The following is a 24,181-nucleotide window of genomic DNA, read 5'->3' as shown; positions in this document are numbered from 1 at the left end:
CATCCTTTCCACTAATTACTTTTTCCCAACATTCCTTGTGCAATTTCTGCATACGTGAAGGATTCACGCACACTTCCAACTTTGCACAGGGCATGATTTCTATATAGCTTTAAGATTCGGACCGGCACTCTTTTTTCCCGTCCATCTTCTCTTTCTCCCAAAGGTGCCGGCTTATACACATACACCACATCACCTTCCGTTAAATTCATACGTTGTGGTTGCAAATTGCGTTGAAAAAGCACTCCTTCTTTTTGTTTGCGTTCCTTGTGATTCGTCTTCACTTAATCATCTCCTATCCATCGAATCAAATCTTTTAATAACTCAATAACTGCCCTTTTTATATCTTCTTTCATTCATGCTCTCCTTTATCCTCCCGGCTTATAACCGGGAGGTTTTAACATGGCTTGCTTGTCCGTGATATTTAACAAACCAGAGGTGTCATATATAGTTTTTTCCGAAAATCCTCATGAAATCATCATGGGACCCACATTCCGATTCAAATATCTTTTGCCCTGCTGCCTTGATTGCCATATCAACCGTTTTATTTTTATGAACGGCATCCTTTCCGTTTCTGTGGCAACGCTCTCCACAAATATGAATTTTAAGTCCATACTTTTCCGAGAACTTTCGATTTGCTCCACCAAACACATGATGTTCTTCCAAACCACATGGATCCGCTATCCGATTTCTTCCACACAAGTAACATGTGTCCCAATCCATCTGCATAATTGACTTTGCCATCTTTATTCCTCCTTATCGGTCCTCCATTACTGTATACTGTCTTTCTCTCATTCTCTGATGCAAATACTCCGTATACTCATGTTTTGAACACCGTTCTACTTTGACTTGTTCCATCTCTTTTGATTTTTTATAAAATGTTGACCAAAGTTCACTGTATGCGTTTCCATCAGCACTTCCTTTTTTTGCCATATGTTCGGCATACGCATTGTCCAAATGAATTACTACCTGTGCGGACGTGTTCATACACTGTATGGCATCCACTACTGCCCTTGCACTCAATTTTTGGTATGAAATATCATTCCATCCTGCCATATGAGCTTTCGCATATTTTTTTCCATTTATTTCCGTAACAAGAACAATTCCATAAACTCCATGTCCTCTCGTTACTCTCCCGGTAAACTGGGATGTTATATAAATATCTACTCTCATGATGGCGACCCCCTCCTTCCATCATTCTTAACCAGAATATATCGTAGGAAGTTCCAGCCGGTCAGTTCTGATATACCCGAACACACTGTTCGCTTATCTAGCCAATAACCTTTTCTTGTACCCGGCTCCTCCCGAAAATATCCTCTGTTTTTTACTATTTTCTTTTTTGTCTCCGGCCGAAAAAGATTTTTGCTTCTTGTCCAGGCTCGACCTTTCCCTCCAAGTTCTCTGAAGCGAATGGTATATTTGGCAAAATACTCTGCCAATTTCGAATACTGCCCCGTATCATCTAATGGTCGTATATCAATACGTCCATGTTTCCACGCTTGCCGAATCCACTCTACCGGCACCTGATTCATCACCATATGATGATGCAGTGCACCACGAACTCCAACTTCCGTTACCACTATGTATTTGCATATCTCTTTTTCTTTTTTCATACGCCGACGCAAACGGTCAAGAAATATCTTTCTGTCCCTCTTCGCCTCTTCCACCGTCTCTGCTCGTTTATCTCTTTCATAAGTCAGCGTTATGTGATAATCACCAGGCACGAAATTGGCATTCATTAGAATTGTTAATTCCGTAATGGCTTTTCTTAAATTTATTTTTTTCTGTGATTCCTTGGTGTCCTTCATCTTTTCCGACCGGGTAGCACCAGGTGGATGTATATGTGAAGAGTAACTCCTCTCGTACAAAACAGTTCGTCCTGCTCTTGTCACTTTCTCTATGTATGGCATAAACAATCTTCCTTTACGCTAGAAATAATACCCTTATCGAGTTAGAAAAAACGGCTTCCTTGTCCGTTTTTCTTGCTTTTCAAAGCCATACATGATATACTAAATAGTGTGTTTTAGTTGTATCTGTACAACTTTGAGCGGTCATTTATTTGGCCGTTCTTTTTTTACTTGCCGGTTCACATGATATTAGGTCCCGTCCACATTCAGAGCACTGTTTTTGATAAGTGCAGCTCCAATAACACTTACCACAAGAACAGGAACATATATAAAGCGAATCCGTCCGCTTCGTCACACCGTCGGTGTAATATTCTTTCCACATCCTGCTACCTCCAGCATTTTTTCCAAATGCTCCGTTACTTCCTTTACCTTGTTATCCAGTCTCGAAAAAAAGAATCTGTTTTGATATACAAGAGTCTTATTTTGCATTACCGACAATGCCATTACCTGTGTCTCTCCATTGACACATAAGTAAACATCCACTCCCGGCATTTCATTCAGTTCCATCACTTTTTGTAAAAGATTTTCAAACATACTCAAATTCCTCACTTCCATAATTTCTTCCAATTAGCAACCGTAAACAATGCTACCCATACAGCAGAAACCAAAAACAATACGGTTTCCTGTATATGTAAATCTCTTACCGCACACGCAGTCATAATACATATAACCAGGGCGATAATTGTAATGAAGCATATAATGCTCTTTTGTTTTTTCACCTTTCTCACCTCCATCTTTGTAATGCGCATTAGTGGAATGTCAGGGACTTGAACCCTGAACCGTCCGGTTATGAGCCGGGTGCTCTGACCATTGAGCTAACATTCCTTAGTAGCGGTGCTGGGTACGTGACAGCTTGTCCGCTACTCCGGCAGATTTCACATTTACGGACCACCTAATCACCGGAAAGGTCACTTGTCTTGAGTTCGCCCGCCGAATGGGCGAAATGGCACTGCCGGGCTCGAACCGGATTAGCTTCCTACCAAATCAGCGCCCACTTTTTCCTCCCGTTTATATCCCAGTTTCCCGGCGAAACGGTCCAATATGGTACCGGATACCTCCAGCCACTCCTCTTTCGTAAGGCTCGATGTAGGCACATAAGTACCACGGATTTTCACATAATTATTTATTTTCATTGACCTCATCACCTCAATTTAATGTATGCTTCTTATTTATTTTGTGTTATCATCGTTCTGCCGAGGTAATACTTTAGGGTCCAACGAAATGCAGATGGTACTCAGCCATATTCACGAACTGCAGCAGGCTTCTTTATTTTGGACCCTAGAGTATTACCTCTGTTGTTTTGGGAAACTTATATAAAAAATCTAAGATATATAGCTAACGCAATGATTGCAACACATATAAGTCCCAAAACAACTACTGCCAGAACCATATCTCTTTTATTCTCTTTTGCCGTTTGCATCCTTACCATTATATCTATCTCCTCCCTGTGATTTCGATAGAACCAATGTAGCACCTCTGCCATTTTGTCTGCTTCCTCTTTTGTTGGCTCAGGCATTACTCTTTTTGAAGTTCGCACAAATCCTAAATGACTTATCACTTCATCTGCCATGGTATTTACTGGTATTTTTATTTCTCTTTCATTCGATTTTCTTTTCATTGGAGTCTCCTTTCTTACCGCGCAATAATAGTTATATAATATTTACGGTTTTGTCGTAATCTAATGGCAAAAAAATAATTCTTGAATACGGAAGTTTGTACAATTTTTCAATTTTCTTTAATATAGGAATATCTGGATATGATTTTCCTCTTTCATAATTTCTTAATGTATCTACGCTTATTCCAAGCAACTTTGCCGCATCTTTCTGTTTTAAACCATTTAATTCTCTTGCTGTTTTCAAAGTGTATTTTGACATCATTTCTTCCATCTTTTATCACCTCCTTGCGTTTACTATACTACGGATAAACCGTATTGTCAACGGTTTATCCGTAATTTTTTCATTTTTTTACAAAAAAAACAGACCCACAAGGCCTGCTTACCTATAATACTCGTTTACAATTGTCTTTTTTTAATCACGTTGTCGCAAAGCATTAACAAACTGATATGCCGTCAATACAAAAAACAAAAAATATACAATATTGTACCACAAATTATAATTCATAACACAAATAACCGCACCATCAATCCATAACACTAACCCTATTGTTCCAAATATAACCGGGAACATCTCAGACAATATATAATAAACAACAACTACTACTCCAAATAAAACTATAGAATCAATGAAATAGTCAAAGACCGTAATTATTGGTAAAAGACCTTTTACTATTGAAAATAATACCAAAACAACAGTCATTACCCCATTAATAAATGATTTTGTCATAATTTCAATCTCCCTTCATCATTTTAAAGTATATATGACTAATTACCTGATGTCAAATGATTTTACCGTATTTTTTTACATAATACTTGATTTTATTACGGTTATATCGTATAATTACCATACATTTTATTATGAGGAGGGACCCGCGCAGCGGGAGGAGTCCTGGATAATTTTATATTAGTGAGGTGATTACTATGACAGAATTGGGTAATAAGGAGATTATGTCAAGAAATATAAAATACTACATGACACGTTACAATAAATCTCGTTCAGATATGTGTAAAGCACTTGGCGTAAAATATACGACTTTTTGTGATTGGGTTAATGCAAAAACATATCCTAGAATTGATAAAATAGAACTAATGGCAAACTATTTTGGCATTTCAAAATCCGATCTTGTTGAAAATCATGAAGACGAAAAGCAGCCAACCTACTACCTCGACGAAGACGCAAGAGAAGCTGCTGACTTTCTTCACAAAAATCCTGAATACAAAGTTTTGTTTGACGCTTCACGCAATATTAGTAAAGAGGATATCGAATTTGTTGCAAAAATGTTAGATAAGTTTAGAAAATAATGGGAGATGATATTATTAAAATGCGGGACGATGTGCAGGTACTTTTCTTAAAACTGCCAAATCATATCAAAGAATTTGTTACTATGAATCCAGATATGTCTTATACTATCGTATTGAATGTAAACCATTCGCACGAGACACATCTAGAAGCCTATGCTCATGCACTACAACATATTGAAGAACACGATTTTGATAATTGTGCTTCCGCTGATATGATTGAGGTTTACGCTCATATGAGGTGATATTCTATTAACAAGATAACCTAGGAGGTGATAATATGGCAGAAGATGAATACAAAAGAATCTTTTCCAAAAATCTCAGAAAATACATGAGTTTAAATAACAAGACACAAGTAGACCTCATCAATGACCTTGGTTTTAATAAGTCAGCTGTTTCTACTTGGTGCAACGGAACAAGACTCCCCCGAATGGATAAGGTAGACGCTCTAACTAAATATTTTGGAATACGCCGTTCCGATTTGATAGAGGACAAATCAGAATCGAAAATAAAACCAGCAACCATTCCCGTTCTCGGTTCCGTCCCTGCCGGTATTCCAATTGAAGCAATACAGGATATTATAGATTACGAAGAAATAGATGCCGCCACTGCTGCCAAAGGTGAATACTTTGCTCTACAAGTAAAAGGCTCATCAATGGAACCACGTATTCGCGAAGGTGATATTGTAATTGTCAGGAAACAAGACGATGTAGAAAGTGGTGAAATTGCCATTGTTATGGTCAATGGCGATAATGCAACTATCAAACGATTATTAAAATACGAAGATGGAATTCGACTTATGCCAACTAATCCAGCTTACGAGCCGTTATATTTTACGAATGATGAAATATTGGAAAAGCCGGTCAAAGTAATCGGTAAGGTAATTGAAAACAGACAGAAGTACTGAGATATAATCAAGAAAGGATACTGATAATGGAAGAAAAGAATTTTAGTTCTATTCGCACACAAATTGGTATATTACGAGGAAGAGGTGTGATAATCAAAAACAGACGCTTTGCCAAAAAGGTGTTGCTTGATACAAATTATTACAACTTAATTAATGGCTACAAAAATCTGTTTTTAGATACCAACAGTAGTGCAGAACATTTTTTGCACGGTACTTGTTTTGAAGAGTTATATGCTCTTTCAGAATTTGACCGTAAACTCAGAATACTAACGCTTGAATACATATTGATTATTGAAAAAAGCATAAAGACAAAAACTGCATACTGTTTTTCAAAAAAACACGGTCACAAGGACTATTTATGCTATAAAAATTTTGAATGTAATAATGCTACTGCATTTAAGCAAACAACATCTTTACTCAAAAGTTTATATGGGAAAATTTATTCAAACATTGATAAAGAGGATTCCATTTCACATTATGTGCATGACAAAAAATACATTCCTCTTTGGGTATTGGTAAATACAATGTCATTTGCTGATACAAGTAAATTTTTCAGCAATTTAAAACAAAAAGACCAAAACGAAATTGCAAAGAGAGTGAAGTATGGAGTACGCCCACAGGAACTTGCAAACTACCTTTTTTTCCTTTCTTCCATTAGAAATCGATGTGCACATGATGAATTATTATATAATTACTTATCATATACACATCTTTATAATAATTGTTATTTTAATTACTTTAGATATAATTGCATTAACTCCAACCGCAACAATTACTTTTCCGTTATGGTTACTCTTAAAGCATTATTGCCCAAAAAAGATTATACATGCTTTTTTGACGCTTTTAGTTGCCTATACGAACATTTAGCAAAACAACTCCACACTATTCCGCTATCGAAAGTACGAAACTGTATGGGGTTACCTCAAAACTGGCGACGACTAAAGGATTTGTAAAAAAATTTACACAATAAATTTGCAAAAAGATTTCTCTTGACAGACACTACTATGTCTGTTAGTATGTATATACTAATTAATCATTAATTAGCATATACTATAGTTGATAGTTCCTTGGTAACCTACGGGTCCAAGGACGTATTTTAAGAGGAATCAGTTCGCTGGTTCCTCTTTTATAATTATATATATTGAAACTACTTGACAATATACTAAATAACTATTTTTATATGCATAATTTTGTAAAACCGTACAAATTATTTGACATTTGCATATACCGAGGATACAATGAATACAAACAAAGCCGTTTACCGGCACTATAAGAGACAAAGCTCTTTACGAGCAGTATTCATTAAAAGCCTCACATTTGTGGGGCTTTTTTTGTAAAAATATAAAAAATCCCCCCTGCGCCAACAGGAGGGAAATGGATATACCATTGCTGATATAACCACAAAAGCAATCATATTATATCAGCTCTGGTAGTAAATTGCAAATACCAGGGTATTTTTATACCCTTTTTTAAGAAAGGGTGATTCTATGAACCAAAATGAATCTTTGAAAACAGCGTTCGGATACATACGAGTTTCTACTCACATGCAAGAGGAAATTTCCCCGGAAGCACAAAAACACGAACTCCAAAAATGGGCGAAGCAGCACAATATTCTGATTACACAATGGTTTCAGGATAACGGCATTTCCGGAAAGAAAGCAGAAAACCGAACCGCCTTTCAGAATATGATTGCCCTCGCAAAAGAAAAGGATCATCCGGACTACATCCTTGCATGGAAGTTCTCTCGATTTGCTAGGAATCAAGAAGAAAGCATTGTTTACAAATCGCTCCTCCGCAAAAATAATGTGCAGGTAGTATCAATCAGTGAGCCTTTGCCAGATGGACCATTTGCGCCCTTAATTGAGCGCATCATCGAATGGATGGATGAATACTACTCGATTCGATTGTCCGGGGAAGTAAAGCGTGGCATGAAGGAAAAAGCAAAAAAGGGAGGCTACCAAAGTGCTCCGCCTCTAGGGTACCGGCGCGAAAAGGGCGATACCGTTCCCGTAATATACGAACCAGAAGCAAAGATATATCGTCTTATCAAAAAGTATTTTATCCAGGACGAATACAATCCTACAACGATAGCACGTACGCTTAACGACCAAGGCTACCGCACCCGTCAGGGGAATCGTTTTGAAGCACGAGTTGTCATTTATATTTTAAGGAACCCATTTTACATCGGGAAAATCCGCTGGAACCGTTCAAGCCACGGTGGATATTACGAAAATTCACCCGAGGATGTCATTGTATCAGATGGCCAGCACGAACCACTCTGCACCAACGAAGAATGGGACATCATAAGCAAACGGATAAAAAAATACACACCCGGTTCTACCGGACGCAGACGAAGCAAAACCCTTTTACCGCATTATTTATCCGGTGGATTATTTCGGTGCCCAATCTGCGGAGCGTCCATGTGCTACCAAAGAGGTGTCAGCAAGAAATTACCCCGTGCCTATCCTTACTTTTGCTGCTGGAAGTACGCCAAAGGCATCCACCCCGAAAACGTAAATGCAAGCGCACCAAAAACAGAGGAGGCTTTGCTAAATTCCCTGCAGGAGTTTGTCGACCACGGCCACAGCGACATTACCTACACAGTGGAAAAGGTCGAAGAACCGTCTGGTAACGATGCTGCACAATATGAACAGTTGCTTGATAAACTTGCCATCCGGAAACAACGTGCAAAAGAAGCATACCTTGACGGTATCGATACCAAAGAGGAATACCGGGAAAACCGGGAACTGATAGATGCCGAAGTAAAGTCCATCAAGGAAAAACTTGCGACACTTGAAACTGCTGCCGTTATCACGACAACCGAAGAGTTCCACGTGGATATTAGGGAAATCATCTTGAAACTAAAGGACGATACGCTCAGTACGTTGGAAAAGCATACCGCACTTGCAGCCATTTTAGACTATATGGAATATGATAAGGAGAAGGATGAATATAGTTTTTATTATAAGTTTGAAGAATAAAAAAACGAAAATTAAGGAGTGCCATATTGCTATGGACACTCCTTATAAAAGCCATCTGCTTTTCAATGATACTAATAGTATATGCATTTTTTTATAATTTGTCAACAACTTTTTTTATGAATTTGTACTGTGTTTTAATTACATTATTTTTTTCAAAGTATGTCTTGTTTTTCAGCATCCTAACATTCACCAACTCATTTAGCTCTCTATATCTATTTTTCTTTACTCCATCGCTAGTAACAGCTCTATCATATACATACAAAAGGACCACAAAATTATACATAAAACTCCTTGACATGTTATTTAAAAGAGATGATCTTCCTACGCAATCAAGTTGTTTAACAAAGTCTAAAATTCTCTTATCTGGCGCACCAGTAATTTTTTCCTGCAATTTATTTGTTAAACAATTACTATGAGCCGATGCGTTTCTCAAATCCCGCACTTGATTCATAAATTTATTGTCAATGATTTCTTCACCATACATTTTTTTATAAAATTCGCATAAATATGTCAAGTCCCCAAACGATATCAATTCTACAAACACCCATATAGGAAAAAAGGGATAATAATTCTCAATCAATCCGTGAGAATACTCACTTGCCTTATGTCTGTATATATTTCTTAAAACCCTTTCATTTTTCGTAACGAATTTCCTGACCAATTGATAGCCATCCTCTTTATCTTTTACTTTGTTTAATAACGTAACTTTAATATAATGTTCTATATCCAAACACATATTTATAATTATATATCTTAACCTCATATCAATTGTCGATAACTCCTGAAGATATGCAAATTCGAGGTTTAAATATTTATTGTCCACTTTTTCATAATTTGTTCTAAACGCAGCCAGTTTCATATAATAATTATTGTATGTCAGAAAGTCTTTTGCAGCTGATTCATCTACTATATTGAACTGTATTCCCTTTTCTTTCATATGACAGATAAGTTCATCTGTACTTAGCATCTTTTTCAATTTTGCATCTCCTATCGTTCAAAAACTATATGACATTTTATCCATACTTGCAAACACCTGATATATTCTACCTATCACAGCTCGGTCTTACAACTGTATGATATTATATCATATGAAGCATTATCGTGCAATTTAATTCTTTATATTATATTCCACATTTAACCATTTATAACTCTCAGCTATACGGTGGACCCGATGGAGAATTAGGCGCTGCCATGCGTTACCTTTCCCAGCGCTATTCCAACACAAACCGAAAAGTAGCCGGTGTGCTTACGGATATCGGCACCGAAGAACTCGCTCACATGGAAATGATTTGTGCCATTGTTCACCAGCTCACGAAAAACTTAAACGCAAAAGAATTGGAAGAACAGGGATTTGCCCCTTATTATATCGACCACACCATCGGCATCTGGCCACAGGCTGCATCCGGTGAGCCTTGGAGCGCAACCAGCATTCAGTCAACCGGTGACCCACTTGCCGATATGCATGAAGATATGGCGGCAGAGCAGAAGGCTCGACTGACCTATGACAACATTCTGCGTCTTGTAAAAGACCCGGATGTCTGCGATCCGATTCGCTTCCTGCGTGAACGCGAACTGGTGCACTACCAGCGCTTTGGTGAAAGCCTTCGTCTGCTGCAGGATGATTTGAACAAGAAAAACTTCTATGCGTACAACCCGGATTTCGACAAACAGTTCTGCAAATAAATTCCTGCATTTTTCTAAAAGGGCAGCTCACATACTCGTGAACTGCCCTTCTCTTCTTGTTTTCAGTGTGGATAGTTTTTACCTTGCTCCATGCACCATAATAATTTTTACCATTATTGGTTACATACCCGCGAACTCTTACATAATATTTCTTTTTCTTCGCCAGCCTGTTCATCGTAGTAGCAGTCGAATAAGAACTGCGGATGGATTTTGCCTTTTTGAACTTTTTGCTGGTTGCATATTGGTACTGATAAATAGCACCTTTATTCTTTCATCTTTATGCCTCCTTATATTTTTCATAAGCCACCTTAAGTCCGGATAAATCGTTTCTGTTTTTTATCGAATCCGATGAAATCGTCTTTATTCCTTTTGGACGGTACTTATCTTTATTTGTCTCCTCCGCATCACACGTGTACGATTTTTCTTTTGTGACAAGCTTACCGTTTTTTATCGCACAGGCAGTCATATCGCCCTCATATTGTGCCGGTATTTCACCCATATTCACAATACCGCTTTCGATAATCAAACCTTTTTTTCCCGGCCGGTAATAAAATTCAGTCCGTGCCGTCAACTCGTCTACCTCCCCCGCCACATATGCACCCTTTTCTTCGGAGTAAGAATAAAAACGGGCAAGATAGCCATACTTTCCGGTTCCAAAATCAATTCCTAAACACGTTACAATCAGTTCCGGAATGTTGTCACCATTTACATCATAAAGAAAATAGCTGTAATCGGATACATATCCTGTTTTTCCGTTTTCGGTATAGCCCTTCACTTTCAATTTCTTACTTAGTATTTTCCGATAGGCATCCCGCCATCTATCCGCTATCGGAACCGGCGTCTGTGTCGGTTCCGGTGTCGCTGTCGGAGTCTCTGTGGCAGTTGCTTGGACTTGCTGCTCCGGAGCTGGCGTCGGTGCCGTCCGTTTTTCCTGCCGCGCATTGGCTCCAAGAAAAATACCGGTTCCTATACTACCAATTGCAGCCAAACCGGCAACTGTCATCGTAACTTTTCCTGCAACAGTCTTTAAAAAACCTTTGGAAGCTTGTTTTGCAATCTTTGCTCCCTGATTCATTACCGACGCAGCCGATGGAATCACAAAGCCAGCGTTTTGTAAAAATGCCTCCTCTTCTTTGCGAAGCAGGAAAAGAAGAAGCGGAAGTGGTGCCATACTGTAGAGTTTGCAGCCTTTTTTCTGCAATTCCTCGGATTTCTTTTTAATTGCCTTGCGCCCATAATTCAAACGGGATTTCACGGTATTTTCCGAACATTCCATTGCCTCCGCAATTTCACGAATACTCGCACCCTCAAAATGAAACATCAAAATACACATTCTCTGGTCATCCGGCAGTGTATCTAACATTTCATGAACCATTTCCTGCGTTTCTTTTTCTGTGTAAGCAATTTCCGGCTGGCGGCTCGCATCGGTATCCATAATATTTAATTCCATTGCTTCACCTTCTTCATTTACACCTTCTAGGTCGGAGAAGAACAGCATTTTCTTTTTCTGAAGCGCATTTTTCGCCGTATTTGCAACAATCATTCCAAACCAATTCGGAAATTTCTGATAGTCCTGCAAGGTATTTAATTTTGTAAATGCCTGCACATAGGCATCCTGTAAAACATCCTGCGCATCCATGTCATTTCCCATATATTTTTTCGCAATGAAAAACTTTTTCTGATAGGTACTCTGATATAAAAAGTCATATCCTTCCTGATTTCCTGCCAGCGCACTTGCCACCGCTTCTGCATACTGTTCCATTTTTCTCATTTCCTCCTTACTCTTCTGCATATGTTCTTCGAATTACTACATTAAAGATATCTTTTCCATAACTTTTTGGGCTTACTTCCCAATCAAATCCATCGGTTCCCACTTTTGTTTTCCACAATAAACATCTTGCGTAAGAGCTTGCCGGAACCCCCTGCCAGTATTTTTTGCCGTTTTTGTCAACAGCGGCGATGCAAAGCCATTCATGGTTCTCCTTTGGATTGCTCGCCAATCCTGCTTTAACGCCAATCACTTCGCAAATTTCATACAAGCGTTCGGACGATTCCCCGCAGACCCCTTTATAAGTTCCCTGATAAATTGCCTTATATCGGTTTTTCACACCGCTTTCGCCATGAACCGGTCTGCCCTTTGAATCTTTATTATACTTCATGTTCATGTCGCAGTACGTTTCCAAAATAAGGGCAATTTTCTGTGACTTCGTCGCCTTTTTAATAATGTCATCCACGGTACACTCGCCACCAAAGTTTTCTGACGCAGTCCATTCATAAGTATATTTCTTATTTGCCGTACGCTTCAGCATGTTCTTATATGCGCGCGGATTGCTTTTTAAATTTTCAAAATAATCCTTTTTTCCTGTTTGATAACACTGTTCATATTCATGGGCAATAATCCGAAGTCCTTCATCCGGGTTCTTCACAAGCGGACGAAGTTTTTTGGCAATCTTCTCCAAATATTGATTTACGGTTTTTACAATAAATTTCTGCTTTTTGCCATTCGTATACGTTACCATAATATCCTCTTCATCAAGTCCCGTATTGCCACTGGCCTTTCCGGGCGTAAACTTGATTTTTTTACTGGAAATTTTCTTTCCTTTTGCCACACCTTTCAGTGTCTGATTCACGCCTACAACCTTTTTGATTTTCTTTGTCGTCTTTACTATTTTGGTTTCCTTTGTCTGAAGGAAAACCTTTTTAGTCCTATAATAGGTAACCTTCTTTGCCTCGCTGCGCGTCGGAATCATCCCCACCATAATCATCGCAGCCATTAGTAAAGCCACAAAACCTCTCATTTTCGTTTTCATTTTCATCCTTCCTTTCTGTGTCTTTTACCTATAAGACAAGTGAAGTTTGAAAAAAGTTTTATATTTTTGAAAAAAAATTTAAATATTCAATTTTTCCCCACGAATAAGAATATACACAAGAAAAAACTATAATTCAATAAGAACTTATTATATCCCTATCTCCTCATAGTTTTTCCAAAAGAAGTATTATTTTGTTTTAACCCGCCTTACGAATTACTAAAGCATCGTTTTCCACATCCAGAGAAAGCACATCTCCTACTGCCACTTCATCCGCAAGCATCTTCTTCGCCAGCAGAGTTTCGACATTTTTCTGCAAATACCGCTTCAACGGTCTCGCACCATAAACCGGATCGTATGCTTTTTCCACAATATAACCAAGCGCCTTATCTGTAACGGTAAGAGAGATTTCTTTATCCTCAATTCTGCGGTTAATATCCTTGACAAGCAAATCAATGATGCCTCGGATATCGCTTTTTGAAAGTGGCTTAAACATAACAATCTCATCCAGACGGTTCAAAAACTCCGGTCGGAAATGATTTTTCAACTGCGACATCACAAGTTCCTCTGCCTCAGAAGAAATGTTTCCATTCTCATCAATGCCATCCAGCAAAAATTCTGCACCAAGGTTTGACGTCATAATCAAAATGGTATTTTTGAAATCCACCGTACGGCCCTGTGAATCCGTGATTCGACCATCATCCAGCACTTGCAGCAAAACATTAAACACATCCGGATGTGCCTTTTCAATTTCATCAAAAAGGACAACCGAATATGGTCTGCGGCGCACGGCCTCGGTCAACTGTCCGCCCTCTTCATAACCAACATATCCCGGAGGCGCTCCAATCAGACGGGACACGGAATATTTCTCCATATATTCACTCATGTCGATACGAACCATATTGGCTTCATTGTCAAACAAACACTCGGCAAGGCTCTTTGCCAGCTCGGTTTTACCAACACCGGTAGGTCCCATAAAGAGAAATGAACCAATCGGCTTAGTCGGGTCTTTAATGCCTGCTTTAGAACGAATAATCGCATCTGCCACTTTTGTCACACCATCATCCTGTCCAATCACTCTCTTATGAAGTTCATCATCCAGATGCAGTGTCTTATTTCTCTCCGACTCTGTTAATTTAGCAACCGGGATTCCTGTCCAGCGGGAAATAATCTGAGCAATTTCTTCGTCCGAAACGCTTTCGTGTACCATTTGCTGGTCACTTGTTTTAGCCGCATTTTCCGCTTCGTCCATCAATTGCTGCAAACGTGGCAGCTCGCCATATTCAAGTTCCGATGCACGCTCCAAATCACCGCTGTTTTTCGCCATCTCAATCTGATTATTCGTATTTTCTATCTCCGTTTTCAATTGATGAATTTTATCAACGGCTGCTTTCTCATTGTCCCAGCGTGCCTTTTTAACCGAAAAGTCTTCCTGTAGTTCACTTAACTCTTTCTGCAGTTCAGTAAGACGTCCCTTACTCAAGTTATCAGTTTCTTTTTTCAGCGCCGCTTCCTCAATCTGCAACTGCATAATCTTTCGCTGGGTCTCATCGAGTTCCGTCGGCAGCGAGTCAAGTTCTGTCTTAATCAGTGCACACGCCTCATCCACCAAATCAATCGCCTTATCCGGCAGGAAACGGTCCGTGATGTAACGGTCTGCCAGTGTTGCCGCTGTCACAAGTGCGCCATCGGTAATTTTTACTCCATGGAAAATTTCATAGCGGTCTTTCAATCCACGCAAAATTGAAATCGTATCTTCTACCGTCGGTTCTTCCACCATTACCGGCTGGAAACGACGTTCCAAAGCTGCATCTTTTTCAATATACATACGGTACTCATCCAATGTTGTCGCACCGATACAGTGCAGTTCACCACGTGCCAGCATTGGCTTTAACAAGTTGCCGGCATCCATTGCACCATCTGTCTTTCCGGCACCGACAATTGTATGAAGTTCGTCGATAAACAAAATAATCTGTCCATCGCTTTCCTTCACTTCCTCAAGCACTGCCTTCAGACGTTCCTCAAACTCACCGCGGTACTTCGCACCGGCTACCAAAGCACCCATATCCAGTGCAAATACCTGTTTATTTTTCAAACCTTCCGGCACATCGCCGCGCACAATACGCTGTGCTAATCCCTCAACTACGGCAGTTTTACCAACACCCGGTTCACCAATCAGAACGGGATTATTTTTCGTCTTTCGCGACAAAATACGAATCATGTTACGGATTTCTTCATCTCGTCCAATTACCGGGTCTAATTTCTGATCCTTTGCCTGCTCCACCAAATCCGTTCCATACTTAGACAAACTCTCGTAAACTGCCTCCGGATTATCCGTTGTCACTTTCTGATTGCCACGCACCTGAGAAAGAGCCTGCAAAAATCTTTCCCTGTCAATGTTAAATTCCTTAAATAACTTCTTTATCTCCGGTGATGCTTTACGAAGCATGCTTAAGAACAAATGCTCCACGGAAATGTATTCATCACCCATTGCCTTTGCTTCGTTTTCGGCATAAATCAGAACTTTATTCAAATCATTGCCAACGTAAATCTGACCGCCTTCTACTTTTGGCCGTTTATTAATCAAGCCTTCCACCTGCGCCTGGAAAACGACCGGGTCAATGTCCATCTTCTTTAACAGACTGACAATCAAGCTGTCATCGACCGTCAGCATATTGTATAACAAATGCTCCTGCGCCAGCTCCTGATTTCCAAAATCGTATGCCGTCTTTTCAAGATTATTTACAATCTCCATTGATTTCTGTGTAAATTTACTAATGTTCATGTCGTTCACTCCCTTCAGTTTCAGTGAAATACAATCTCTTGTATGTTCTATCATATCTATAACACAGTTATAATATAGCACTCGCTGTTAGCACTGTCAAGAGATGAGTGCTAATTTTTTTCAAAAATTTTTATTCGCTGCGTAAAACAGCAAACGCCACCCCAAACAAAACCCAAAATACCGGTGCCACGCAGATGGATGAGTCATTGGCAAGCCCCGCCACAAAATATCCGCTAACTCCACACAGAAATGCCAAAGAAATTTTGTGACTATGATTCCATTTTCCTTTTTTGAAACATTTACGGATGGTTCTGCCAAAAAGCAGCAGATACAACGCTAAAAATGCAAGCAGCGCAGGCAGTCCATCCTGAACCCAAATCTGCAAGTACATATTATGTGGCTTTGTAACAATCTGTTCATTGAAACCACAATTCACTTTTCCTACATAATCATCATTCGGAAATGCATACGCAAAATTATCCTGACCTACACCAAGAAGTAATGCACGCTTCAACAGCGGAAATGTGCGCGACCAGATATAGCCACGGTTTGACGCAAAATCATAATGTCCTTCCATACCAAAAGATTCCACATAGTGAAGCATATCCGGCTTCCCAACTCCGTTAATGTAACGCAGCCCCACACCAAGCATAGCAAAATCCCACGAATATTTATCATCCACCGTAAGACGCAATACATCAAAATAAGTTTTCTGCTCCTGATACGTAATTTGACGCTTAGTCGCCTCAAACAAAAGTCCCTGATACGCATCCCCTTTTAACTTAACACCACTGAAGGAATCGCCTGTCATTTCAATCTTTTTTCCATTCTCATTCAAAGCCTCAAATTCGTAAACCGTTGCATCGGCATCCCACCGAAGCGTAATCATTTTCCCTGAATGCAATGTAATTTTCACACTCGTGCCATCTGAAATCATAGAAGAAATATGGCTGCTGCACGGCTCTCCATTTCCCTTTATGACAGAGCGAAAGAATGTCGGATTTTTCCACAAAAACAAAGCTACAAGTCCGACTGCCACAACAAATACGCCACAAAGAATCTTCCTATTTTTATGGATATCCGAAAACAAAAACAACACCGCCACGCATACTGCCGCACCTACACCAACCATCCCGGCAAGCGAACCGGAACCCTTTAGCATAATAAGCTGGCACACAGCGGATGCCGCCGCCACAATTTTATATCTGTTTTTTTCATCCTGTACCGCCTCATAAATGGTAAGCGGAAGCACAAGTGCCACATAGGACCCAACATAATTAGGATTGTAAAGTGTTGCATAAGAAACCCCTTTTCCAAAACTTGCCGTAATTCCATTAAACTTCTTAGGCAGCGCATGCATAAACATGGTAAAAAAAGGCGTTGTGACATCATTTGCCAGATAATCCACACCAAAAGCCTGTAACGCCCCTAAAACAGAAAGAATCAGCGACCCAATTAATAGCGCATGTACAATCACTTGAATTTTATTTTCACTCGATAAAAGAAAATAAGCAAGACAAAAAAGAGCAACATAAGCAGTCACCACAAGTATCCCTTCCATTTGCTCAAATCCACCGAATAACGCATCTATTTTTTCATCCGCAAGCAATGCCGATATTGCGGTAACACCCCAAAATACTGCCAGTAAAATCAAAACAATTTTCTGATTTTTAGTCGTCCACACCGCTTTTGCCTGCACCCGCATCCACTGCGCAGCACAAAACAAAATAATAATCACAGCTCCTAAAAGAATCAGTGCCCCCCGCTTAAAGCCAAGAAAAAAATCAACAAATGAACCGCCGGACGCCCATGTATATTTCCCAATTCCCGATGAATACGAAGTCATCATTGTCAATAAGGGAACAACTGCCACGGCAAGAACCAGTGGCAGCATATAAAAATCAAATGAAGTTTTCTTTGACTGTTCCATCCTTTATACCTCTTCTTCTTTGGTCGAATCCGTAACGCCTGCCACAATCGCAGCTACCGCAGCAACCACAACAATCACTGCTACAATGGCAATCGCCGTAAATACACCAAGTGCTACTAATGCTCCCATACTCTCATCGTCCTTTCTCTCTTTATTTCCAACATCATTTGTAATAAGTATAACACTATCTTTCCCATTTTGCACGAATAAATTTGACAAGTCTACCTCCTGTCTGTTATAATTTCACTTGTTTGCGGATATGGCGGAATTGGCAGACGCGCTAGATTTAGGTTCTAGTGGGGAATCCCGTGCAGGTTCAAGTCCTGTTATCCGCACGATAGCTAAGAGAAGTGCATAGCGGGGTGTGGGCGGCTGACGCGAGCTTGCTCGCAGGCAGACGCATCACAATCCGCGTATATACGGCGATAGCCGTGGGACAAGCGTTTCAGAGAAACGCTTGTATGCACTTCGCTTCAAAGGCTGAAAACATTCTATTTTATGAGTGTTTTTCAGCCTTTTTCTTTCTGAAAAACTGCAAAAATTCCGTTTGTTCTAACCAAAATTCTAACAAATTTTCATTTTTTACGATTCTCGTATAAATCTATCTGATTTCTGCTTTCTGGAAAGGTGGAAATTCAAATGAATCTGCCTTGGCACCACACGTTTCTTTCTCTCCACCTATCTGCCACATTTACCATAGTTAATTCCGAGTAGCTATTGGACTTTAGTTTGTATTGCAACCTTATCCTTAACTATAGCCTGATGTGATTTCTGTTCGTCAGACCAGAGATTTGCCATCCGACTTCCTTCAGATTCCACCTCACGATGGACACCCTTGTCTTTGGCTGTATCCTTCCCACTACTAGGGCGGATTAGGGACTTTCACCCATTAGAAACGTGCGCCGCAAGGCGCACAATAAAAAAACTGCCGGCAAGACAATCTTGCCGGCAGAAATGGTATCATTTTATTTTACTTTGTAATAATCAAAATCAACATATCCACCAGCTTCTTTTGTTGCATAATTTACAAGCCAGCTTCTTGTTCCCATAAATGTTGTCGCAGTATCAAATCCAAGTGAGAATGTTTCGCCTATGCTCTTCCAATTCTCTCCATCTAAACTATAGAAGAAGTTTGCTCTATCTGCTCTTGTCTTGCCTGTATTAAAGGCATACTCAATCTTAAGATATACTGGTGCGTTTCCTTCGATCTTTTCTTTAGAAACAGCATTTTCTTTTATCTTATCCTCTTTCTTCGCCTTTGCACCACTATTCGTATCACTATTGCAGCCCTGGAATACGTAACGGTTACCATTTTCATCGCATTTTACACCAACCATTCCATAGTGTGCACTGATTGCAGCAAGACCTGCATAATCACCCGGTTTCATATTTTCTGTCAAAACGCATGTCTCTGATGTAAAGTTAGGCCCTACCGTTCTTTGTGTCAGAGAGTTTCTTGCAAACCAGATATTCCCTGCTACCTTACCGTTTTTAATTCGATAATAACCAGGATTTTCTGTTACTGACCAGTTGGCGTCATCCGGATTATGGTTCCACTGCCATACTTTCTTTAGGCTGTCACCTTCCTTAAAATCCGGATAGGAGAAATCATCATCACCAACAATGTAATTTTCCTTATCACTCTTATTCAACTGGATAGTAAGTGGATTCTTAACCTTCTGGCTTGTTCCAAGACAATTTACAAAGTTTCCTTTATCATCATAGTAACCCATCATCGGCCAGTCTGGATAATACTTGTTATTCTTTGTATCAACATAATCCCAGTTTACAGCAAGTATAGACGGAACACGACCAAGACCATCATGATCCTGGAAAAGGAATCCATACCAGTCACCATAGATCGTGTCCACAATACCACCCTGTGCGATACCGGTTCCATACTCATATGTAGAGCCTTCAAAGATCAATTGAGCTTCCCAGTCTGACGCCTTACTATCATACAATTTTTTACTTCTATAGCATACTTCTCTACGGAACCAGCTTCCATAAGAACCAATGATCATAAGGTAATAGTAATCACCAATCTTATAAGCATGAGCACCTTCCCATAAAGACCACTTGAATCCGCCCAATGTCTTATTAAACAGTGCTCTTGAACCGCCTTCTTTTACAACTTTTCCAATTCCACCTTCTGCCGATGATTCTTTTAAAGAAATCTTCTGAATGTTATTTCCATTGTAGATAACATACATTCCGTCACCGTCAAAGATCAATGCCGGGTCATGGAAACTTGTCTGTATGTAATATGCTTTCCACGTACCATTCTCGATATCCGGTGTCGTGTAACAATAAAAACCATCATTGTTAACATTGTAGATTACATAGAAAAGTTTTGTTTTTTCATTGTATTTTAATGATGCTGCCCAGGAACCATTCTTATATGTCTGCTGTCCGTTCTCAAGATTAAATAAATCCCTGTTCGGGAAACGGTTACATGCATAGTTTACAATTTCCCAATGAACAAGATCTGTCGACTTCATAACAGGGACACCAGGAACAAGGTTCATCGTTGTACTTACCATGTAGTAGCTCTGACCAACACGAATTATATCCAGATCCGGCACATCGGATGCAATACCCGGATAGTCCGCTACAGTAAGATTGTTCTTATCTAATTCCGGCATACCAGGCGCCAATGTTGGACGTGGTGCAGGAGATCTCGTTACGATCGGTGTTGGTGTTGCCGGCTCCGATGCGGCTGGCGTTGCTGATGCTGTCGGCTCAACCGGTGCTGTTGCAGACGGTGTCGCTGTAGGTGTTGCTGTAGGTGTTGCCTTGTTTACCGTTTCCGGTGTTGGCGTTGCTACATTCTTCTTTTTCATGCCAGTTACCGTAACTTTAACCTTTCCCAATGTTCTTTTCTTCTTTTTACCTTTTTTCTTTTTACCTTTTTTCAAAACTTCTTTTACTGTTATAGTCGCTTTTCCAGCTTTTATTCCGGTAACCTTCCCTTTTGATGTTACTTTTGCCACTTGTTTGTTACTGCTGGTAAAAGAATAAGAATATTTCTTAGTTTTATTCTTGATCAATATACTCTTTTTCTTTCCAACCTTAACAAAAATCTTCTTGGTCTTAAGAGAAGCCTTAGCCTTTGCTTCTACATCACTTCCGGCGCTGGATAGTGTTGTGATACAAAGAGCCAAAACCATAAGGCCTGCGATTACTTTTCTACTTGCTATTTGCATAATTACCTCCTTCTAAATTGTAAATTGACTAAAATAATATTTTAATTATAGCCCTATCTGTAAGATTATTCTATGATATATTTGGTACTTAAATTGAATTTTCTAGTATCTGTTTTCCTTTATAACAAAAAAAATCCACAGGTAACATTCCTGTGGTTGAAGAACTTCCGTCCTTCGCCTTTTCTTCTTCTGTTACCTCTTTTCAGTACCTTTGTAGACAATATTAACGCATATTTGATAGAAGCACCCGATATTTTTATCGAAAATAGAAAAAAACCATTAGTAGTGTTTCGAATGTAGTTTTTGGGAGTATGCCGAATGATGGAGGAATTTTACTTTTGAAAACAAAGAAGAAATAGTTAAGAAATATCCTCTTGCAAGAAGCATGTTTAAACCATTTATTGGAGCAAAAGAATTCTTACATAATAAAGAAAGGTATTGTCTTTGGTTAAAGGATATTTCACCTAACGAAGTCAAAAAAGTTCCACCAGTTATGGATGCGGTCTTGAAAGTGAAATTGCTTCGTGAAAATAGTAATCGTGAAGCTACTAAAAAACTTGCTGAATATCCGATGCTATTTGGGGAAGTTCGACAACCGGAGGATACATATATCATTATTCCAAGACATTCATCGCAGAATCGCAGATACATACCTTTAGGATTTATGTCACCAGATGTGATTTGTGGAGATTCAAATCTTCTTATGCCGAATGCTACCTTGTATGATTTTGGAATAATGACAGAGTTGTCATGCAAGCATATGGGTTTAATGTGAAAACAATGACAGAGAGCGAGTGTGTGGCTGAACTTATGAAGATGTGTCAGGCGATGACGGAAGGTAGAAAGCAAAAATGAACGCATCTGTGAATAAAGAATTATTAACATTTCTTTTAGGTGCAGGAGCCATGCTGGATGCAACAGATAATGAGTTATCATGTGAGAAAATCACGAATAAGGTTATAGCAACTAAACGACCAGATTTAATGATTGAATGGGATTTTGAACTTAACGACATTAAGCCTAGTAAAATCAGTCCAAACAGTTCAAAAAAGGCAAATTGGATTTGCCCAAAAGAACATCTGTATAAAGCATCTATAACAAAACGAAATCATGGACGGAAATGTAATCATTGCAATTGCTCATGGTTGGCAGGGATAAATCAACGTGTTCGGGGAAGATATGCATGTCCAAAATGTAAGAAGACTAATTCGAAAAATGTTAATAATTTAGACTGAATTTGCAGAATATTTTTTATCAAACCCCACTTGCATTCTTTCTACAAGAGTGTTATTATGATTATACAAAGAAAGCACCCATTCCAAAGTGGATGCTCCAAGTTTATAGCAATATTGTCCTTATGGACACTGCCTATCCTGTGGGTCAGACAGGATAGGCATTTTTATTTTTGCTTGTTCCTATTTCTCTTATCGAGAAAGGCAAGCCGGTGTACATAAACTTGGGAGGCTACCACCCTGTCATGGGTACTTTCCGTAAATATATTTTAACACGTGTCAAGTTGAATAACAACTATTAAATAACTTCTTTTATTCCTTGTTACTACATATCTTATTTCCAAAACCATTCTGTTTTTTAATTCAAATACCAAGCTATACTGTTACTATTGACAGTATTCGTTGTAATATAGCAGACAAAATTGATAAACCAATTTTTGCAGATTAGGAAATGAATGTTTTTGCGAAAATCCCTATACGTCCGATGAGACAAAAAATTTCTGGAACCAGTTATAGAAACTGCAATAATGCACCCATGCAACGCTAATCATATTTCCAAGCCAAAAGCGTTGCATTCCTTCTTAATCTTTCGCGTCCAAATGCAACGTTAAAGCCCTAGCATACCGAAAAGAGTTGTTTAGACACATTGATTTACCACAAAAAAGCTGTAAAACAAGCTAAAATTGCAACCTCTTTTAGACAATTTGGTAAAAAGCGTTGTTTTGCAAACTTAACGATGGACACGTTGTTCTCTCCTTTTCCGAATTTGTGCCTTCACTTCATCGATGGAACTTTCTCGACCTTCTTGCATCGCCGTATATCCCTGACCAAGTAAAGAATATAATTCTAACGTGGCTTCGTCAAGTTTCTCTATTTTCTCCAGCCCCCTAAAAACATTTCTTAACTCAGTTATTTTTTCCATGGCTTCATCCAATGGAAGTTCTCTCCCAGCCTCCATGTCCGCAATACCATAATTTAATTCGCTTTTCAGCTTATTGTCTTTATCAAAATTGTCTTGCAGCCGTTTACTTGTTTCATTTTTCATATAGCACACCACTTTCTAAAATTATCCATTGTCACACATCACAATTCTCTTTTATGTGAAATTATATGTTCTATCAAAAAAATACTTGATATATTTCCTTACCAGTGATATTATAACTATATTGGAAAGCACCCACTCCAAAGTGGATGCTCCCACAAAGGTTAAATGCCCTTACGGACACCACCCATCCTGTGGGTCAGGCAGGATAGGCATTTTTATTTTCGCTTTGTCTTTCTCTTGTTGAGAAAGGCAAAGCAACGCTATAACAAGACTACCAAAGGCACATAACAATGTTAGTATACCGATGAAAATTGAAATGATTTCAAAAGCTGTCATAAGCGCCACCGTCTTCGCCCTGCTACGGTCCGTGCTATGTATTCCAGCAAGCCGGTGTACATAAACTTAGGAGTCTACCACCCTGTCATGGGTACTTTTGGCAAATATATTATAGCACACGTCCTCCCAAACAACAATCATTGAATAAATTCTTTTATTCCTTGTTACTACATATCTTATTTTCAAAACCATACTGTTTTTTATTCAAATGCCAAACTATACTGTTACTATTGACATTATTCATTGTAATACACCAGACAAAGTTGATAAATTGATTTTTGTAGATTAAAAAAAGAAATCTTTTCGTGAAAATTTCTATACGTCCGATGAGATAAAAAATTGCTGGAACCAGTTATAGAAACTGCAATAATGCACACACACAACGCTAATCTTATTTCTGATGTGACCCCCAAATGTTAGACTTTTTAGGCGTAGCAGTTTGATGGCTGCT

General features: G+C 39.1%; 24 protein-coding genes, 2 tRNA genes and 1 pseudogene. 8 read left to right on the top strand and 19 right to left on the bottom strand.

Annotated elements, in window-relative coordinates; genetic code table 11:
* Window positions 1-11: 11 nt before the first annotated feature.
* The 11 genes from DW005_RS09340 to DW005_RS09300 form a co-directional block, all read right to left on the bottom strand.
* On the bottom strand, window positions 12-281 hold the full coding sequence (locus DW005_RS09340) for a hypothetical protein (protein WP_117479086.1): 270 nt from the start codon (window positions 279-281) through the stop codon (window positions 12-14).
* 157 nt (window positions 282-438) lie between these two features.
* On the bottom strand, window positions 439-741 hold the full coding sequence (locus DW005_RS09335) for a hypothetical protein (protein ID WP_117479085.1): 303 nt from the start codon (window positions 739-741) through the stop codon (window positions 439-441).
* A 12-nt stretch (window positions 742-753) separates the two neighbouring features.
* Window positions 754-1,170 carry a hypothetical protein gene (locus DW005_RS09330; protein ID WP_022377209.1) on the bottom strand — a complete coding sequence of 139 codons (417 nt, stop codon included), beginning with the start codon at window positions 1,168-1,170 and terminating at the stop codon, window positions 754-756.
* Window positions 1,167-1,907: a hypothetical protein gene (locus tag DW005_RS09325; protein WP_022377208.1), complete on the bottom strand. Its 741-nt coding sequence runs from the start codon at window positions 1,905-1,907 to the stop codon at window positions 1,167-1,169. Before DW005_RS09325 ends, DW005_RS09330 begins: the two co-directional genes overlap by 4 nt.
* Window positions 1,908-2,195: 288 nt before the next feature.
* Window positions 2,196-2,459 carry a hypothetical protein gene (locus DW005_RS09320; RefSeq protein ID WP_117479084.1) on the bottom strand — a complete coding sequence of 88 codons (264 nt, stop codon included), beginning with the start codon at window positions 2,457-2,459 and terminating at the stop codon, window positions 2,196-2,198.
* The gene (locus DW005_RS13835) at window positions 2,450-2,623 is read right to left on the bottom strand and encodes a hypothetical protein (RefSeq protein ID WP_181975009.1); all 174 of its coding nucleotides are present in this window, start codon (window positions 2,621-2,623) and stop codon (window positions 2,450-2,452) included. The genes DW005_RS09320 and DW005_RS13835 overlap by 10 nt, the downstream gene beginning before the upstream one ends.
* 33 nt (window positions 2,624-2,656) lie before the next feature.
* A tRNA-Ile gene (locus DW005_RS09315) sits at window positions 2,657-2,729 on the bottom strand.
* Between the two features lie 143 nt (window positions 2,730-2,872).
* A complete protein-coding gene (locus DW005_RS13830) occupies window positions 2,873-3,037 on the bottom strand; it encodes a hypothetical protein (RefSeq protein ID WP_181975008.1) in 165 nt (54 codons plus the stop codon).
* Window positions 3,038-3,213: 176 nt separating this feature from the next.
* Window positions 3,214-3,522: a hypothetical protein gene (locus DW005_RS09310; protein ID WP_117479083.1), complete on the bottom strand. Its 309-nt coding sequence runs from the start codon at window positions 3,520-3,522 to the stop codon at window positions 3,214-3,216.
* A gap of 31 nt (window positions 3,523-3,553) precedes the next feature.
* Complete coding sequence (locus tag DW005_RS09305; protein ID WP_242989412.1) at window positions 3,554-3,790, bottom strand: helix-turn-helix transcriptional regulator; 237 nt, start codon at window positions 3,788-3,790, stop codon at window positions 3,554-3,556.
* Window positions 3,791-3,931: 141 nt separating this feature from the next.
* Complete coding sequence (locus tag DW005_RS09300) at window positions 3,932-4,246, bottom strand: hypothetical protein (RefSeq protein ID WP_117479082.1); 315 nt, start codon at window positions 4,244-4,246, stop codon at window positions 3,932-3,934.
* A gap of 194 nt (window positions 4,247-4,440) precedes the next feature.
* Between DW005_RS09300 and DW005_RS09295 the strand changes: the two genes are divergently transcribed.
* The 4 genes from DW005_RS09295 (at window position 4,441) to DW005_RS09275 (ending at window position 8,706) form a co-directional block, all read left to right on the top strand.
* Complete coding sequence (locus DW005_RS09295; protein ID WP_117479081.1) at window positions 4,441-4,821, top strand: helix-turn-helix transcriptional regulator; 381 nt, start codon at window positions 4,441-4,443, stop codon at window positions 4,819-4,821.
* Between the two features lie 277 nt (window positions 4,822-5,098).
* The gene (locus DW005_RS09285) at window positions 5,099-5,725 is read left to right on the top strand and encodes a S24 family peptidase (protein WP_117479079.1); all 627 of its coding nucleotides are present in this window, start codon (window positions 5,099-5,101) and stop codon (window positions 5,723-5,725) included.
* A gap of 26 nt (window positions 5,726-5,751) precedes the next feature.
* On the top strand, window positions 5,752-6,678 hold the full coding sequence (locus DW005_RS09280; protein WP_117479078.1) for an Abi family protein: 927 nt from the start codon (window positions 5,752-5,754) through the stop codon (window positions 6,676-6,678).
* 534 nt (window positions 6,679-7,212) lie between these two features.
* Window positions 7,213-8,706 carry a recombinase family protein gene (locus DW005_RS09275; protein WP_117479077.1) on the top strand — a complete coding sequence of 498 codons (1,494 nt, stop codon included), beginning with the start codon at window positions 7,213-7,215 and terminating at the stop codon, window positions 8,704-8,706.
* 91 nt (window positions 8,707-8,797) lie between these two features.
* On the opposite strand, the gene DW005_RS09270 is transcribed toward DW005_RS09275, so the two are convergent.
* Entirely contained in the window at window positions 8,798-9,673 is an 876-nt protein-coding gene (locus tag DW005_RS09270) for an Abi family protein (RefSeq protein ID WP_242989416.1), read from the bottom strand.
* 191 nt (window positions 9,674-9,864) lie between these two features.
* Here DW005_RS09270 and DW005_RS09265 point away from each other — a divergent pair.
* Window positions 9,865-10,389 (top strand): annotated as a pseudogene (locus DW005_RS09265) (manganese catalase family protein); the annotation flags it as partial.
* Between the two features lie 277 nt (window positions 10,390-10,666).
* On the opposite strand, the gene DW005_RS09260 reads toward DW005_RS09265, so the two are convergent.
* The 5 genes from DW005_RS09260 to DW005_RS09240 form a co-directional block, all read right to left on the bottom strand.
* Window positions 10,667-12,151, bottom strand: a complete 1,485-nt coding sequence (locus DW005_RS09260) for an RNA polymerase sigma factor (RefSeq protein WP_181975007.1) — start codon at window positions 12,149-12,151, stop codon at window positions 10,667-10,669.
* 16 nt (window positions 12,152-12,167) lie between these two features.
* On the bottom strand, window positions 12,168-13,199 hold the full coding sequence (locus DW005_RS09255) for a hypothetical protein (protein ID WP_117479073.1): 1,032 nt from the start codon (window positions 13,197-13,199) through the stop codon (window positions 12,168-12,170).
* 196 nt (window positions 13,200-13,395) lie between these two features.
* Entirely contained in the window at window positions 13,396-15,981 is a 2,586-nt protein-coding gene (gene clpB / locus DW005_RS09250; RefSeq protein ID WP_117479072.1) for an ATP-dependent chaperone ClpB, read from the bottom strand.
* A 130-nt stretch (window positions 15,982-16,111) separates the two neighbouring features.
* Window positions 16,112-17,911, bottom strand: coding sequence for an O-antigen ligase family protein (locus tag DW005_RS09245; protein ID WP_117479071.1), 1,800 nt, complete (start codon window positions 17,909-17,911; stop codon window positions 16,112-16,114).
* Window positions 17,912-17,914: 3 nt separating this feature from the next.
* Window positions 17,915-18,130, bottom strand: coding sequence for a hypothetical protein (locus DW005_RS09240; RefSeq protein ID WP_022376629.1), 216 nt, complete (start codon window positions 18,128-18,130; stop codon window positions 17,915-17,917).
* 34 nt (window positions 18,131-18,164) lie between these two features.
* On the opposite strand from DW005_RS09240, the gene DW005_RS09235 reads away from it, so the two are divergent.
* Window positions 18,165-18,246: transfer RNA gene (locus tag DW005_RS09235), tRNA-Leu, on the top strand.
* A 630-nt stretch (window positions 18,247-18,876) separates the two neighbouring features.
* Here DW005_RS09235 and DW005_RS09225 read toward each other — a convergent pair.
* Window positions 18,877-21,117: a family 43 glycosylhydrolase gene (locus DW005_RS09225; protein WP_117479070.1), complete on the bottom strand. Its 2,241-nt coding sequence runs from the start codon at window positions 21,115-21,117 to the stop codon at window positions 18,877-18,879.
* A gap of 385 nt (window positions 21,118-21,502) precedes the next feature.
* Here DW005_RS09225 and DW005_RS09220 point away from each other — a divergent pair, with 385 nt between their 5' ends.
* Window positions 21,503-21,892 (top strand): type IIL restriction-modification enzyme MmeI, encoded by a 390-nt coding sequence (locus DW005_RS09220; RefSeq protein WP_117479069.1) that lies wholly within the window; start codon window positions 21,503-21,505, stop codon window positions 21,890-21,892.
* A 76-nt stretch (window positions 21,893-21,968) separates the two neighbouring features.
* On the top strand, window positions 21,969-22,352 hold the full coding sequence (locus DW005_RS09215) for a zinc-ribbon domain-containing protein (protein WP_117479068.1): 384 nt from the start codon (window positions 21,969-21,971) through the stop codon (window positions 22,350-22,352).
* Between the two features lie 727 nt (window positions 22,353-23,079).
* Here DW005_RS09215 and DW005_RS14210 read toward each other — a convergent pair.
* Window positions 23,080-23,394 carry a hypothetical protein gene (locus DW005_RS14210; RefSeq protein WP_242989410.1) on the bottom strand — a complete coding sequence of 105 codons (315 nt, stop codon included), beginning with the start codon at window positions 23,392-23,394 and terminating at the stop codon, window positions 23,080-23,082.
* Between the last annotated feature and the right edge of the window lie 787 nt (window positions 23,395-24,181).

The organism is Clostridium sp. AF36-4, assembly GCF_003435975.1.
In the GTDB taxonomy this organism is placed as follows: Bacteria; Bacillota; Clostridia; order Lachnospirales; family Lachnospiraceae; genus Eubacterium_F.
Note: the sequence above shows the minus strand (reverse complement) of the source record. Positions and strands in the feature narration are given on the sequence as shown.